The organism is Comamonas antarctica, from assembly GCF_013363755.1.
GTDB classification, from domain to species: Bacteria; Pseudomonadota; Gammaproteobacteria; order Burkholderiales; family Burkholderiaceae_C; genus Comamonas; species Comamonas antarctica.
In genome coordinates this window covers 1,510,820-1,523,766 of sequence record NZ_CP054840.1, presented here as the reverse complement: position 1 = coordinate 1,523,766, position 12,947 = coordinate 1,510,820, and the positions used below count along the sequence as shown (strand labels likewise).

At 67.3% G+C, this 12,947-nt stretch carries 14 protein-coding genes; 5 read left to right on the top strand and 9 right to left on the bottom strand.

Annotated elements, in window-relative coordinates:
- Positions 1–14 precede the first annotated feature (14 nt).
- The 5 genes from nusA to HUK68_RS07275 all read right to left on the bottom strand — a co-directional run bounded on the left by nusA (position 15) and on the right by HUK68_RS07275 (position 4,751).
- Positions 15–1,499, bottom strand: a complete 1,485-nt coding sequence (nusA, locus tag HUK68_RS07295) for a transcription termination factor NusA (RefSeq protein WP_175503593.1) — start codon at positions 1,497–1,499, stop codon at positions 15–17.
- A 91-nt stretch (positions 1,500–1,590) separates the two neighbouring features.
- Positions 1,591–2,172: a ribosome maturation factor RimP gene (gene rimP / locus HUK68_RS07290; RefSeq protein ID WP_175503592.1), complete on the bottom strand. Its 582-nt coding sequence runs from the start codon at positions 2,170–2,172 to the stop codon at positions 1,591–1,593.
- Positions 2,173–2,379: 207 nt separating this feature from the next.
- On the bottom strand, positions 2,380–2,745 hold the full coding sequence (locus tag HUK68_RS07285) for a thioredoxin family protein (RefSeq protein ID WP_175503591.1): 366 nt from the start codon (positions 2,743–2,745) through the stop codon (positions 2,380–2,382).
- Between the two features lie 15 nt (positions 2,746–2,760).
- Entirely contained in the window at positions 2,761–4,032 is a 1,272-nt protein-coding gene (locus tag HUK68_RS07280) for a c-type cytochrome (protein ID WP_434082460.1), read from the bottom strand.
- Positions 4,029–4,751 (bottom strand): c-type cytochrome, encoded by a 723-nt coding sequence (locus HUK68_RS07275; RefSeq protein WP_175503590.1) that lies wholly within the window; start codon positions 4,749–4,751, stop codon positions 4,029–4,031. Before HUK68_RS07275 ends, HUK68_RS07280 begins: the two co-directional genes overlap by 4 nt.
- Positions 4,752–5,019: 268 nt before the next feature.
- On the opposite strand from HUK68_RS07275, the gene HUK68_RS07270 reads away from it, so the two are divergent.
- From HUK68_RS07270 to HUK68_RS07260, 3 genes are read left to right on the top strand one after another with little or no spacing between them, the layout of a single operon-like run.
- On the top strand, positions 5,020–5,607 hold the full coding sequence (locus HUK68_RS07270) for a lipocalin family protein (protein ID WP_175503589.1): 588 nt from the start codon (positions 5,020–5,022) through the stop codon (positions 5,605–5,607).
- A 16-nt stretch (positions 5,608–5,623) separates the two neighbouring features.
- The gene (locus HUK68_RS07265; RefSeq protein ID WP_175503588.1) at positions 5,624–6,565 is read left to right on the top strand and encodes a DnaJ C-terminal domain-containing protein; all 942 of its coding nucleotides are present in this window, start codon (positions 5,624–5,626) and stop codon (positions 6,563–6,565) included.
- Between the two features lie 14 nt (positions 6,566–6,579).
- Positions 6,580–6,912 (top strand): MerR family transcriptional regulator, encoded by a 333-nt coding sequence (locus tag HUK68_RS07260; protein ID WP_175503587.1) that lies wholly within the window; start codon positions 6,580–6,582, stop codon positions 6,910–6,912.
- A gap of 55 nt (positions 6,913–6,967) precedes the next feature.
- On the opposite strand, the gene HUK68_RS07255 is transcribed toward HUK68_RS07260, so the two are convergent.
- Positions 6,968–7,135, bottom strand: coding sequence for a hypothetical protein (locus HUK68_RS07255; protein WP_175503586.1), 168 nt, complete (start codon positions 7,133–7,135; stop codon positions 6,968–6,970).
- A 168-nt stretch (positions 7,136–7,303) separates the two neighbouring features.
- Between HUK68_RS07255 and HUK68_RS07250 the strand changes: the two genes are divergently transcribed.
- Both HUK68_RS07250 and HUK68_RS07245 read left to right on the top strand, forming a co-directional pair.
- Complete coding sequence (locus HUK68_RS07250; protein ID WP_175503585.1) at positions 7,304–9,121, top strand: ABC transporter ATP-binding protein; 1,818 nt, start codon at positions 7,304–7,306, stop codon at positions 9,119–9,121.
- A 173-nt stretch (positions 9,122–9,294) separates the two neighbouring features.
- Positions 9,295–9,942: a lipocalin family protein gene (locus HUK68_RS07245; RefSeq protein WP_434082459.1), complete on the top strand. Its 648-nt coding sequence runs from the start codon at positions 9,295–9,297 to the stop codon at positions 9,940–9,942.
- Here HUK68_RS07245 and leuD read toward each other — a convergent pair.
- The 3 genes from leuD to HUK68_RS07230 are packed head-to-tail and all read right to left on the bottom strand — an operon-like array spanning position 9,939 to position 12,927.
- Positions 9,939–10,613 (bottom strand): 3-isopropylmalate dehydratase small subunit, encoded by a 675-nt coding sequence (leuD, locus tag HUK68_RS07240; protein ID WP_175503584.1) that lies wholly within the window; start codon positions 10,611–10,613, stop codon positions 9,939–9,941. The genes HUK68_RS07245 and leuD overlap by 4 nt on opposite strands.
- Complete coding sequence (gene leuC / locus HUK68_RS07235) at positions 10,610–12,025, bottom strand: 3-isopropylmalate dehydratase large subunit (protein WP_175503583.1); 1,416 nt, start codon at positions 12,023–12,025, stop codon at positions 10,610–10,612. Before leuC ends, leuD begins: the two co-directional genes overlap by 4 nt.
- Positions 12,022–12,927, bottom strand: a complete 906-nt coding sequence (locus HUK68_RS07230) for an alpha/beta fold hydrolase (RefSeq protein ID WP_208458688.1) — start codon at positions 12,925–12,927, stop codon at positions 12,022–12,024. The genes leuC and HUK68_RS07230 overlap by 4 nt, the downstream gene beginning before the upstream one ends.
- Positions 12,928–12,947: the final 20 nt, after the last annotated feature.

The window sequence follows — 12,947 nt, the reverse complement described above, 5'->3', positions numbered from 1 at the left end:
TTCCTCCCTGACCTTTACTCTTGCCCGGTGAACCAGTGTTCACGTGCCTTCATGATCAAAGCTTTCGCTTCGTCGGCAGACTGCCCGGTCAGTTCGGTCAGTTCGTCAATGGCCAGATCGGCCAAGTCATCCCGTGTATGCACGCCACCGTCGGCCAGCTTGGCCACCAGTTCAGGGGTCAGGCCCTCGAGGTCGCGCAGATCCTGCGAAACCTTGTCGACATTTTCCTCGCGTGCGATTTCCATCGTGAGCAAGGCGTCCTTGGCACGCGCCCGCAGCTCGTTCACGGTGTCTTCGTCGAAGCTTTCGATCTCCAGCATTTCCTGCAGCGGCACGTAGGCCACCTCTTCCAGGCTGGCGAAACCTTCTTCGATCAGGATGTCGGCGATTTCCTCGTCCACATCCAGGTTCTCCATGAACAGGCGACGCGCCGTGTCGGTCTCGTCGGCCTGTTTTTGCGCAGACTCGGCTGCGTCCATGATGTTGATCTTCCAACCGGTGAGGTCGGAGGCCAGGCGAACGTTCTGGCCGCCGCGGCCGATGGCGATGGCGAGGTTTTCCTCGTCGACGACCACGTCCATGGCATGTTTCTCTTCGTCCACCACGATGGACGACACGTTGGCGGGAGCCAGCGCACCGATCACGAACTGGGCCGGATCTTCGGACCACAGCACGATGTCGACGCGCTCGCCGGCCAGCTCGTTGGTCACGGCGTTCACCCGCGTGCCGCGCACGCCGACGCAGGTGCCGATCGGGTCGACGCGCTTGTCATGCGAGATGACGGCGATTTTCGCACGGCTGCCGGGATCGCGGGCGCAGCTCTTGATTTCCAGCAGGCCTTGCTCGATCTCGGGCACTTCATTGCGGAACAGCTCCACCATGAATTCGGGCGCCGAACGCGACAGGATGATCGGCGCGCCGCGCAGCGTCAGGTCGACTTCCATGATCATGGCGCGCACGCGGTCGCCATTGCGCAGGTTTTCCTTGGGGATCATCTCGCTGCGGCGCAGGCGGCCTTCGACGCGGCCGCCTTCGACGATGATGTCGCCCTTGTCCATGCGCTTGACGGTGCCGGTGAAGATCTTCTCGCCGCGCGCCATGAAATCGTTGAGCAGCATCTCGCGCTCGGCGTCACGGATCTTCTGCAGGATGACCTGCTTGGCCGCCATCGCGCCGATGCGGCCGATGGGCACCGACTCGACTTCTTCTTCAATGTGTTCGCCGACCTCGATGCCGGGAACGCGGTCTTGCGCGTCCATCAGCATTTCCTCGGCTTCGGGGTTCTGCAGGCCCGCGTCATCGGGCACCACCAGCCAGCGACGGAAGGTGTCGTAATCACCGCTATCACGGTCGATGGCCACGCGGATATCCACTTCGCCCTGGTACAGCTTCTTCGTGGCCTGGGCCAGCGCCAATTCCACGGCACCAAAGACCACATCGCGCTCGACGTTCTTCTCGCGCGAAATGGCCTCTACCAACATCAACAATTCGCGATTCATGCGATGACTCTCCTATTTCAATCACTCCGAGGGGGCACCACCCTGACGCATCCGCTTTGCCCCCCTGCTATTTGACCCGCAGCGCAGCCGCCTACGAGGCGGCCTTGCCTGCCCTGCCCTTGAAGTCCACCAGCGGCGCAAGGCGCGCATCGCGCAGCTCGTCGAGCGTGAAGCCCAGTGCCTGCAAGGGCGCGGGCACGCGCTTCTTGCTGACGCGCTGGCCCGGCTTGACGGCCGGCTCATCGCTCCAGACGATCTGCCAGCCTCCGGACTCGCTGCGCTCGAGCGTGCCGCGGAATTTCTTGCGGTTAGCGCTGACCTGGCCAGCGGCCGCCTCGCCCATGGGCTGCTTGAGCGTCAGATCGATGACCGAGCCCTCGAAGCGCACGAAATCCTGTTCATGGCGCAGCGGCCGGTCGATGCCCGGCGACGAGACTTCCAGGCGCTTGTATTCGGCGCCATCGACCTCGAGCGCGAACTGCAGCTGGCGCGTGACCTTCTCGCAGTCTTCGACGGTGATGAACTGCTCTGGCAGTTCCTGCGTCTCGGGGGTGGGCTGCTGCCATGGCAAATCGATGGTGACGCGCAGCAGCCCGCCCGCGGAGCGTTCGATCTCCACCAGGTCATAGCCCAGGCCTGCGACTGTTTCTTCAACGATTTGCTGTAGTGCCACGTGTATCCAATTCCATCTTGCAAATACAAAAAACCCGATAACCCCCGGAAAACCCATCCGACAGCTTCGAGCTACAAATGCAACCGACCAAAAAAAACGGGCGGTATGTACCCGCCCGCTTGGTCGTGAGTTGCATATTGTACCCGCAAACCATTGTCGGGGCTTGCATCCAGGCGGCCGGCATGGCCTGCCGGCGGGGTACTTGGCTCAGGCCAGGTCGGCAGCGAGAACGCGTTCGCGCAATGCCTGCGCGGTCGCGGACACGGCTTGCGGCGCCGGGCCGGCGTCTTGCAACGACTGCAGCAGGCGCGCCAGCACCGGCAGCTGCGGCAGCAGCGGGCCCAGGAAACGTGCGTGCTGCGCGTCGGAAATCAAGAGGGAGGGAAAGGTTTCGATGTCGAGATCGCCGGCAACGTCCTCGCGGTCTTCGATGTCCAGCCAGACAAAGCGCGCTTCGGGATGGGACTGCGCCAGCTTCTCGAAACCCTCGCGGTATTCCTTGCAGGTTCCGCACCACTGCGCGCACAGGCACACCACCAACCATTGCCCCGGCTTCAGGGACTCACTCGCCATTCCGATTCCTTTGCTTCAGCGTCCGCGCTTCTCGCGGGCCCGATAAATCTCGATGGTACCAACCGCTGGCGCCATGTTGCCCCAGGATTGTCGAACAAAGGAAGACACCGCCGCCACCTCCGCGTCGCTCAGTTGATGGGAAAACGGGGGCATTCCATAGGGCCGGGGATTTCCCGCCGTGGCCGGAGGGTAGCCGCCTTGCAGCACCATGCGCACCACGTTGCTCGGGTCCTGCAGCGTCACGGCACGGTTGCCGGCCAGCGCCGCGAAAGCACCAGGCCGCCCTTCGCCCTGTTCGCCATGGCACTGCGCGCAGTGCTGGGCGTAGACCTTGGATCCCAGCGGGGCATCGCGGGCCCGCGCCACGGGCGCTGCCGCAGGCACCGGTGCGGGCAGGGTTTGCAGATACGTGGCCATGGCGCGCAGGTCGTCGCCGGACAGGTACTGGGTGCTGCCGAACACCACTTCGGCCATCGGCCCGGTGGCCGAGGCCGTGGCAGCGACACCGGTCTGCAGCAGTTGCACCAGTTCCTGCTGCGGCATCTGCGTGCCGCCCAGCGCGGGCGCGTGCCAGCCTTCGAGCGCACCGCCCAGCAGCAGGCCTTCCTGGGCCAGCCCGCCCCAGCGGTTGCGCGCCGAATGGCAGGCGGCGCAATGGCCCAGGCCCTGCACCAGATAGGCGCCGCGGTTCCACTCGGGTGCGGCGCCGGCGGCCGGCTGCCACGCTCCGGCGCGGAAATACAGCGCGCGCCAGACCGCGAGCGCGGCCTGGGTGTTGAAGGGAAACTGCAGCTGATGGGGCTTGGCCGGCGCCTTGACCGGCGCCAGGCTTTGCAGGTAGGCAAACAGCGCGTCCGAATCCTCGCGCAGCACGCGGGTGTACTGCGGGTAGGGAAAGGCGGGATACAGCAGCCGGCCGTCCAGCGAGCGGCCATGGTGCAGTGCGCGCCAGAACGCATCGGGTGTCCAGCGGCCCAGGCCGGTGTCCGCGTCGGGCGTGAGATTGGGCGCATAGACCATGCCAAACGGCGTCTCGATGCCGCGTCCGCCCGCGTACTGCGCGCCGCCGGGCACGGTGTGGCAGCCCATGCAATTGCCGGCGCGCGCCAGGTAGGCGCCCTTCTCCAAGACGGTCGGGTCTGCAGGCGCGGTCGCAGCGCCGGATGCGCGCAGCAGCTGCGGCGCGGGTGCCTCGCCGCGCAGATTGAGCCAGGCCACGGCAGCCACGCCGGCAACGAGCAGGGCGGCCAGCAGCACCAGCACATGCCTTATGCGCGTGCGCATCATGGCTTCTCCCGCGCTGTGGCCCCGGCTGCGGGCGGCGCGGCCTCCAGGCCCGCGCAGGCCATGGGCGCGGGCGCGGGCTGTTGCGCCAGCGGCTTGCCGCCGAGCGGGGCGCCGCCCAAAGGCACGGGCTGCGCGGCCAGCCAGGCCGAGATCGCGCCGACCTCATGCACCGACAGCTTGCGCGCGATCTCGGACATGCAATCCGGCGACTGCGCGCGCCGCGCCCCGGTGCGCCAGGCGCCCAGCTGGCTGTTGAGATAGTCGCGCGACAGGCCCAGCAGCCCGGGCACCGCCGGCAATACGCCCGTCATTGCCGGCCCGTGGCAAGCGACGCATGCCGGCAGCGCGCGCGTCGCGTCACCCTGCAGCACCAGCGCCCTGCCCTGCGCCAGCACCGGCGCCGAAGCCTGCGCGCCCAGCGGTGGCGAATAGGGGACCTCGCGCTGCGCGAAGTAGCCGGCGATCTCGCGCAGGTAATCGTCGCTCAGATGGGCCATCAGATAGCGCATCTGCGTATGGTTGCGCCGGCCGTCGCGGAAGTTCTGCATCTGCCGGAACAGATAGTCCGCGGGCTTGCCGGCGAGGCGCGGGAAATACCCCTCGGGCGTGGCCCGCCCCCGGTCGCCGTGGCAGGCGCTGCAGGCCTTCACGCGCCACGCCATGGAGTCGACGGGCTCCACCTCCTGGGCCTGCACGCACGGCAGCAGACCAGCCAGCACAACGGCGGCAGCCCACCGCAGGCGTGCGCCCCAGGTGCCACCAGGCCTGCCCCTTACCCTCTCCTTGATACCCCCCATGGCTCACCTATCATGATGCAACGGTCTTGAATCTACGGCCTGTCCCCGAGTCTGGACAGAGGGACAACCAGGGCCGCACCCCGGATTTCCCGTACCGACAGCCCAAGCCAGCAATTGCCTACAAGCCCTGATGCCAGCACTGCATACATTGTCCTCAAACGCCGCCTTGCGGCTGTCCAGGGAGTTGCCCATGCCTGCTGCCTTTTCCCTCCCAAGCCAGCTGCCACGCCACTGGCTGCTGACATGGCTGCTGTGCAGCCTGGTACTGGCATGCAGCTTCGGCGCGCATACGCACTCCGCAGCGCGCGCGGTGGAAGTGGTCCAGAACTTCGATGTCTCCCGGTATGCCGGGCCCTGGTATGTCCTCGCGCGCATGGACAACCCCACGGAGCGCGGCCTGATCCAGACCGGCGTGTATCACCGCAGCAATGCGGACGGCTCGCTGAGCATGGTGCAGCGCGGCCTCGACACCTCGAGCGGGCAATGGACCAAGCGCGAAAGCCTGGCGCTGCCGGCGCGCTCGCCGCACGAAGGCGCGATGAAGCTCTCGCCGCAAGGCGCCTTTCCCAGCGACTACAACATCGTTGCCATTGACGCCGACTACCGCTGGGCGGTGGTGTTGGGCTCGAGCGCCGCACGCTCGTGGGTGCTTTCGCGCACGCCCACGCTCGACGCACAGGCCCGCAGCAACCTGCTCCAGCAGGCACGCGCGGCGGGCGTCAATACCGACAAGCTGCTGTGGGTGCCGCAGGAACGCGCGCCCATGCCTTTGCTTTGAGCCGGAGCACCCGTACATGGATTACAAGGACTATTACAAGATTCTGGGCGTCGAACGCTCGGCCAGCGCGCAGGAGATCAAGAAGGCCTACAGACGGCTGGCGCGCAAGCACCATCCCGACATGAGCAAGGAAGCCGATTCCGTGCATCGCATGGCCGAGATCAACGAGGCCAATGCCGTGCTGTCGGATCCCGAAAAACGCGCGGCCTACGACGAGTTGGGCACGCAAGGCATGCGCGGCGGGTTCCAGCCGCCGCCGCACTGGGACGAGGAGCACACGTTCCACCCGGGCGGCGGGCGCGGCGCGGACAGCGAGGACTTCAGCGACTTCTTCGACCAGCTGTTCGGGCGCAGCGCCTTTTCGCGCCAGTCCCACGCGCGCGGCCAGCAGCCCCCCGACCTCAAGGGCCGCGACCAGCATGCGGTGATCGAGCTGGACCTGGAGGACAGCTACCGGGGCACGCAGCGTTCGATCCAGGTGCGCAGCAGCGCGCTCGATGCCTACGGCGAACCGCAGGAAACGACACGCGAGCTGCAGGTCACCATTCCCAAGGGCGTCAAGGAAGGCCAACTGATACGCCTGGCGGGCCATGGCGGAGCCGGCCTGGGACAGGGACCCGCCGGCGACATGTTGCTCGAGGTGCGCTTTCGCCCGGACCCCCGCTGGTACGCCAAGGAGCGCGATGTATACCAGCACGTGCCGATCGCCCCCTGGGAAGCCGCATTGGGCGGGCCCATCGAGGTGCAGACGCTGGCCGGAACGCTGGAGGTGAACGTGCCGGCCGGCTGGAAGAAAGGCCGGCAGCTGCGTTTGCGCGGCAAGGGCCTGCCGGCCAAGACCCCGGGCGACATGTACCTGCTGCTTGAAGTCGCGCTGCCGCCGGCCGATGATGCCGCCAGCCGCCAGGCCTATGAGGCATTTGCCCAGGCCTTTCCCCACTTCCATGCACGATCCTGAAGCGAGGCGCACCCATGACTTCGGCCCCCTCCCCTTTCTTCACCCCCTGCGAAGTGCTGGATTCGGCGGCACTGGACCTGGCCGAGCTGGCCCATGCCTGCCGGCAGCCAAAGGAATGGGTGGTGCAGCGTGTGCGCGAAGACGTGCTGCAGATCGATACCGATGCGGGCACCGGCAATGCCGGCTGGCGTTTCAGCAGCCGCATGCTGCTGCGCGCGCGGCGCATTGCCCATCTCGAAGATGCCTACGATGCCGATCCGCAACTGGCGGCGCTGGCGGCAGACCTGATGGAGGAAGTGGCGGCCTTGCGTCAGCTGCTGGGCCAACGCGGCCCGCATTCACCCTGAAAAGCAAAAAGCCCTCTTGCGAGGGCTTTCGTGCTCACGGCAAAGCCGCTGCGGCTCAACCTTGGTGCGCGCGCTTGCCAGGGTTCTTCTTCGAGCGCGTGGCCACGCCGCGTTCCAGGCTGCGGCGCTGGCCGCGGCCAGCGCTGGGCAGGCTGTAGCCGTTGGGCAGGGGGGGCTGGGGCGTGAACTTGCGGTCGGCTTCAGTAACGATCTTGTTGCCCATGGGACATCCTTCAATGAAAAAAGCAATTTGAAGGCGCTATTAGGCCACAGCCTGGCACCTTCTTGCACGGCAAAGGCATGCGGCGGCCCCAGTTATCCCGACCTCATGCCGCGCAATGCGCCTGCGTCCGACAGCCCGGCCCCTCGGGACAGGAGATAAGAAGGCCCTATGCATATTCTCTGGTCCTATCTCAAACCCCACTCGCGGCTGGCCTGGCTGGCGCTGCTGCTGGCCGCCATCAGCCAGGTGCTGGCCCTGGTCGATCCCATCATCTTCGGCAAGATCATCGACGGCTATGCCGTGCATCCTGGCGACAAGACCGAAAGCGAACTGATTTCCGGCGTGCTGCGCCTGCTGGCCCTGGCGGTGGCCGTGGCGATCGGCTCGCGCCTGGCCAAGGCGTTGCAGGAATACGTGACGCGGCTGGTCGTGCAAAAGCTCGGCACGCAGCTGTTCAACGACGGCCTGCGCCAGGTGATGCGCCTCAAATACCAGGAATTCGCGGAGATGCGCACCGGCGAGACGCTGTCGCTGCTGCAAAAGGCGCGCGCCGACAGCGAGCGCTTCATCAACACCTTCATCAATACCGTGTTCGCGGCCATTGTCGGCATCTGCTTTCTGGTCTGGTACTCGGTCACGCGGCATTGGGCGCTGGTGCCGGTGTTCCTGATCGGCGTGCTGGTGCTCGGCGGACTCACCGGCCTGCTGAGCCGCGAGATCCGCACCCAGCAGCGCTCCATCGTGCGCGAGACGCACCGCAACTCGGGCTTCATCACCGAGTCGCTGCGCAATATCGAGCTGATCAAGAGCCTGGGGCTCACCTTCCCCGAAGTGCGCCGGCTGCAGGCGCAGACCGAGCGCATCTTTGCGCTCGAGATGCTCAAGGTCAAGCGCATCCGGCTGCTGTCCTTCCTGCAGGGCTCGACGCTGAGCCTGCTCAAGCTGGGCATCCTGTTCGCGCTGCTGTGGCTGATCTTCCGCGACGTGCTCAGCACCGGCGAGCTGATTGCCATGCAGTTCATCTCGGTGGCGATCTTCGCGCCGCTGCAGGAGCTGGGCAACATCATCATTGCCTGGCGCGAGGCCGAAGCCTCGCTGCAGAACTTCGCGGCGCTGATGCGCAAGCCGATAGAGCGGCGCCCGGCCCATCCGCGCCGCGTCGGGCCGCTCGAGAGCCTGAGCTTCGACCAGGTCGAGTTCCAGCACCAGGGCGCGGACGACAAGGCGCTCGACGGCGTGTCGTTCTCGGCCAAGCTGGGCGACACCATCGCGTTTGTCGGGCCGTCGGGTTCGGGCAAGTCGACGCTGATCAAGCTGCTGGTCGGCCTCTACACGCCGCAGGCCGGCAGCATCTGCTTCAACGGAATACCCACGCAGCAGCTGCGCTACAACGAGGTGCGGCGCCAGATCGGCTTCGTGACCCAGGAAACCCATCTCTTTGCCGGCACGCTGCGCGAGAACATGCTGTTCGTCAAACCCGATGCCACCGATGCCGACATCCTCACGGCGATGGAGCAGGCCTCGTGCCTGCACCTGCTCGAGCGCTCGCCGCTGGGGCTCGACACGCCGATCGGCGAATCGGGCGTGCGCCTGTCGGGCGGCGAAAAGCAGCGGCTGTCGATTGCGCGCGCGCTGGTGCGCGATCCGCGGCTGCTGATCTTCGACGAAGCCACATCCGCGCTGGACTCGCTGACCGAGGAGCAGATCACCGCCACCGTGCGCCGCGTGTCGCAGCAGTCGCAGCGCATCACGCTGCTGATTGCGCACCGGCTCTCGACCATCCTGCACGCGCAGACCATCATCGTGCTCGAACGCGGCCGCATTGCCGAATTGGGCAGCCACGCCGAACTGCTGGAGCGCAAGGGCCTGTACTACGCGATGTGGCGCCAGCAGATCGGCGAACGCCCGTCGGGCCGGCCGCTGGGCGCGCTCGCGCCCGAGGAGCCGCCCGCACCGCCCGCGGACGAAGACGTCATCCTGCGCTGACCCGCGCATGCCAGCAAACACCTACACCCGCAAATGTCAACACCGGGTAGATTGGTGGCAGAGGCAGTAACCGGGCCTTCCGGCACCGCCCGACCATAAAAAGAGCTGACCACATGCATGCGCCGCCATGGCCGCATCGGGTTTTTTCCATTCATGCCATCCGAGGATGTTCTATGCCCCGTAACCACCAATGCCGCCTGCTGACCCTGGACGACCTGCGCAGCCGGCTGGACCGCGACCATGCACCTGTACCTGCCAGAAGCCATGGCAAGGCCGTGGCGCTTGCCGTAGGTGTGGGCGCCATCGGCTATCTCGCCTGGATGGCCCTGCGCACGCCGCCGCGGCCCGCTTCGGTGCAGCCGGTCGGCAATTTCGATGTGACCCGCTATCTGGGTCGCTGGTATGAGGTGGCCCGCATCGACCAGCGTTTCGAGAAGGGCCTGGTGCGCACGCGTGCCGAATACACGCTGGGCGCCAACGGCAGCATGCATGTCGTGAACCGCGGTTTCGACCCGCGCCGCAACCGCTGGGACGAAGCCCGCGGCAAGGCGCAGTTCGTCGGCAGCAGCAGCGAGGCGGCTTTGAAGGTGTCGTTCTTCGGCCCGTTCTATGGCGGCTACAACGTCGTCGCACTCGACGAACAGTACCGCTGGGCCATGGTGGTCGGCTCCAGCCTCGACTATTTCTGGATCCTCTCGCGCACCCCGGTGCTGCCCGCGGGGGTGCGCCAGCACCTGCTGGCGCAGGCGCAGCAGATCGGCATCGATCTCGAACGCATCCACTGGGTGATGCAGGACGGCGCCAACCCCACGGGCGGCTAATCCAGCCGGCTGCGCACCCGGGCCGCGACGTCGCGGACCCAGGGCTGGCGCTGCCAGTGCGCATGCGCGAATGCCGCGATCTGCGGCGCATGGGCCATCGATGCCGCAATCCAGTCCTGGCCCTGCAGGAACATCTGCTGGTGGCGCGGCGATATCGAGAACGCTGCCTGGTGGCCGGCGCTGCGCACCGTCATGCCGGCGACATCGATTTCCAGGGCCAGCGGCAGGCCCCGTGCTTCCAACGCGGCTGCCTCGGCATGGAAGATGCGCGCATCCTCGGGCGACACCATGGCCAGCAGCAAGCGGTTGTTCATGGCGTTCGAATAGAAGATCTCGCCAAAGCTTTCGGCCACCACCGCCTTGAAGCCGAACTGTTGCATGCCCCATACCGCGTGCTCCCGGCTCGAGCCGCAGCCATAGTTGGCGCCCGCAAGCAGCACATCGACATCGGCGAAACCCGCGCGGTTGAGCACGAAGTCCGGGCGCTTGACGCCCTGCGCGTCGTAGCGCAGGTCATACAGCAGCCCCTGGTCGAGGCCGGCCTTGTCGATGCCGCGCAGGAACTGCTTGGGCATGATCTGGTCGGTGTCGAGATTGGCGATGTCGAGGCGGGCCGCGTGGCCGCGCACCATGGCGTTGCCGGCTTGTGCGCCGGTGCTGTCCTGTGTCATTGGATGTCCTTCCATGCGCGCACGTCGGTGATATGCCCGTTGATCGCCGCCGCGGCCGCCATGGCCGGGCTCATCAGATGGGTGATGGCGCCGCGCCCCTGGCGGCCTTCGAAATTGCGGTTGGTGGTCGAGGCGCAGCGCTGGCCCGGCGCGAGCACATCGTCGTTCATGGCCAGGCACATCGAACAGCCGGGCTGGCGCCATTCGAAGCCCGCGGCCAGCAGGCGCTCGGCGATGCCTTCGGCCTCGGCCTGGGCCTTGACCGCGCCCGAGCCCGGCACGACCATGGCGCGCACGCCGGCCGCGACGCGTCGGTTGCCCACGATGCGGTCCACCTCGCGCAGGTCCTCGATGCGCGCATTGGTGCAGGAGCCGATGAACACATGGTCCACGGCCAAGCCCTGCAGCGGCTGGCCCGCGGCCAGCGCGGTATAGCGCAGCGCCTGCTGCGCGCTGGTGCGCGCCACGCCTTCGGCCAGCGCCTGCGGGTCGGGCACCAGGCCGTCGACGGCCACCGCCTGGTCGGGACTCGTGCCCCAGGTGACGAAAGGCGCGACCTCCTCGGCATTGAAACGATGCTCGACATCGAAGCGCGCATCCGCATCGCTGTGCAGCCCGCTCCAGTGCGCCAGCGCTGCCGCGCGCGTCTCGCCCGCGATGTCGGGCGCGCGCTCGAGCACATAGGCCAGCGCCTTTTCATCGGGCGCGATCAGCGCGCCGCGCGCGCCGGCTTCCACGGCCATGTTGCACAGCGTGAAGCGCGCCTCGACCGACAGCGCGTCGATGGCCGTGCCGCAGAACTCCACGGCGAAGCCGCGCGCGCCCTGGGCACCGATGCGGCTGATGATCATCAGGATCAGGTCCTTGGCCGTGGTGCCGCGCGGCAGCCGGCCGTCGACGCGGATGCGCATGTCCTGCGCCAGCCGGTAGACCAGGGTCTGCGTGGCCAGCACATGCTCGACTTCCGAAGTGCCGATGCCGAAGCCCAGCGCACCGAGCGCGCCGTAGGTCGTGGTGTGGCTGTCGCCGCAGATCACCACCATGCCGGGGCGGATCATGCCGTGCTCGGGCGCGACCACATGCTCGATGCCCTGCCAGCGGTCGTTGGTGTCGAACAGCGCGATGCCGTGGCGCTCGCAGTTGGCGCGCAGATTGCTGGCCTGCAGCGCCGAAGGCGGGTCCTGGATGACACGCTGGCGCACCGGGTGCGTGGGAATGATGTGGCTCACCACCGCCACGTTCTGCCCCGGCATGGGCACGCCGCGCCCCGCCGCATGCAGACCGGCAAAGGCCTGCGGGCTGGTGTATTCGTTCATCAGGTGCAGGTCGCAAAACAGCAGCACGTTCTGCGCGTCGAGCACCGCCACGGTATGCGAGTCGACCAGCTTGCGGTACAGCGTTGCCGCGGTCATGCGCCTTCTCCTTGCAGGAACGGCAAGGCCGCATCGAGCAGGGCCCGGGGCGCCTCTTCCGCGATGTAATGCCCGCACGGCAATGGCCAGCCGCGCACGTCATCGGCAAGCCGCTGCCATTCCTGCAGCGGCTGGAAGCAGCGGTGCACCACCCCCTGCTCGCCCCACAGCACCAGCAGCGGCATGGCCAGGCGCCGGCCCTCGGCGCGGTCTTCGCGCTCATGCGCCAGGTCGATGCCGGCCGAGGCGCGGTAATCCTCGCACAGCCCATGCGCCGCGCCCGGCAACGCCAGGCAGCGGGCGTATTCGGCCAGCGCGCGCGCATCGAAAGGCGCAAGCCCCGCGCTGCGCCCGCCCATCACGTCGCGCACATAGGCGCCAGGGTCGGCCTCGATCAGGCGCTCGGGCAGCGGCGCGGCCTGGATCAGGAAGAACCAGTGCCAGTAGGCGCGCGCGAAGTCTTCGCTGGTCTGCTCGTACATCGACAGCGTGGGTGCGATGTCCAGCAGCACCAGACGTTCGACGGCGCCGGCATGGTCCATGGCCAGCCGGTGTGCCACGCGCGCGCCGCGGTCGTGCGCCAGCACGCTGAAGCGGGCATGGCCCAGCTGCTGCATCAGCCGCAGCAGGTCGCGCGCCAGCACGCGCTTGCTGTAGTTGGCATGGTCGGGCGCCCCGCGCGGCTTGGACGAGTCGCCATAGCCGCGCAGATCGGCCACCACCAGCGTGAAGTGCTGCGCCAGCGTGGGCACGACGCGGTGCCAGATGGCGCTGGTCTGCGGGTGCCCGTGCACCAGCAGCAGCGCCGGCCCCTGCCCTCCTACCCAGGCGTGGAGTTCCACCCCCTCATCCACCGCGATGCGCTGCGCGCGCAATCCGGCCATCAACTCTTGTGCATGCATCCAATCGCTCCTGGCGCGGG

Coding starts and splice junctions, on each gene's coding strand:
- nusA (WP_175503593.1), bottom strand. CDS start 1,499: ATGAATCGCGAATTGTTGATGTTGGTAGAGGCCATTTCGCGCGAGAAG.
- HUK68_RS07285 (WP_175503591.1), bottom strand. CDS start 2,745: ATGGCGAGTGAGTCCCTGAAGCCGGGGCAATGGTTGGTGGTGTGCCTG.
- HUK68_RS07280 (WP_434082460.1), bottom strand. CDS start 4,032: ATGATGCGCACGCGCATAAGGCATGTGCTGGTGCTGCTGGCCGCCCTG.
- HUK68_RS07270 (WP_175503589.1), top strand. CDS start 5,020: ATGCCTGCTGCCTTTTCCCTCCCAAGCCAGCTGCCACGCCACTGGCTG.
- HUK68_RS07265 (WP_175503588.1), top strand. CDS start 5,624: ATGGATTACAAGGACTATTACAAGATTCTGGGCGTCGAACGCTCGGCC.
- HUK68_RS07260 (WP_175503587.1), top strand. CDS start 6,580: ATGACTTCGGCCCCCTCCCCTTTCTTCACCCCCTGCGAAGTGCTGGAT.
- HUK68_RS07255 (WP_175503586.1), bottom strand. CDS start 7,135: ATGGGCAACAAGATCGTTACTGAAGCCGACCGCAAGTTCACGCCCCAG.
- HUK68_RS07250 (WP_175503585.1), top strand. CDS start 7,304: ATGCATATTCTCTGGTCCTATCTCAAACCCCACTCGCGGCTGGCCTGG.
- HUK68_RS07245 (WP_434082459.1), top strand. CDS start 9,295: ATGCCCCGTAACCACCAATGCCGCCTGCTGACCCTGGACGACCTGCGC.
- leuD (WP_175503584.1), bottom strand. CDS start 10,613: ATGACACAGGACAGCACCGGCGCACAAGCCGGCAACGCCATGGTGCGC.
- leuC (WP_175503583.1), bottom strand. CDS start 12,025: ATGACCGCGGCAACGCTGTACCGCAAGCTGGTCGACTCGCATACCGTG.
- HUK68_RS07230 (WP_208458688.1), bottom strand. CDS start 12,927: ATGCATGCACAAGAGTTGATGGCCGGATTGCGCGCGCAGCGCATCGCG.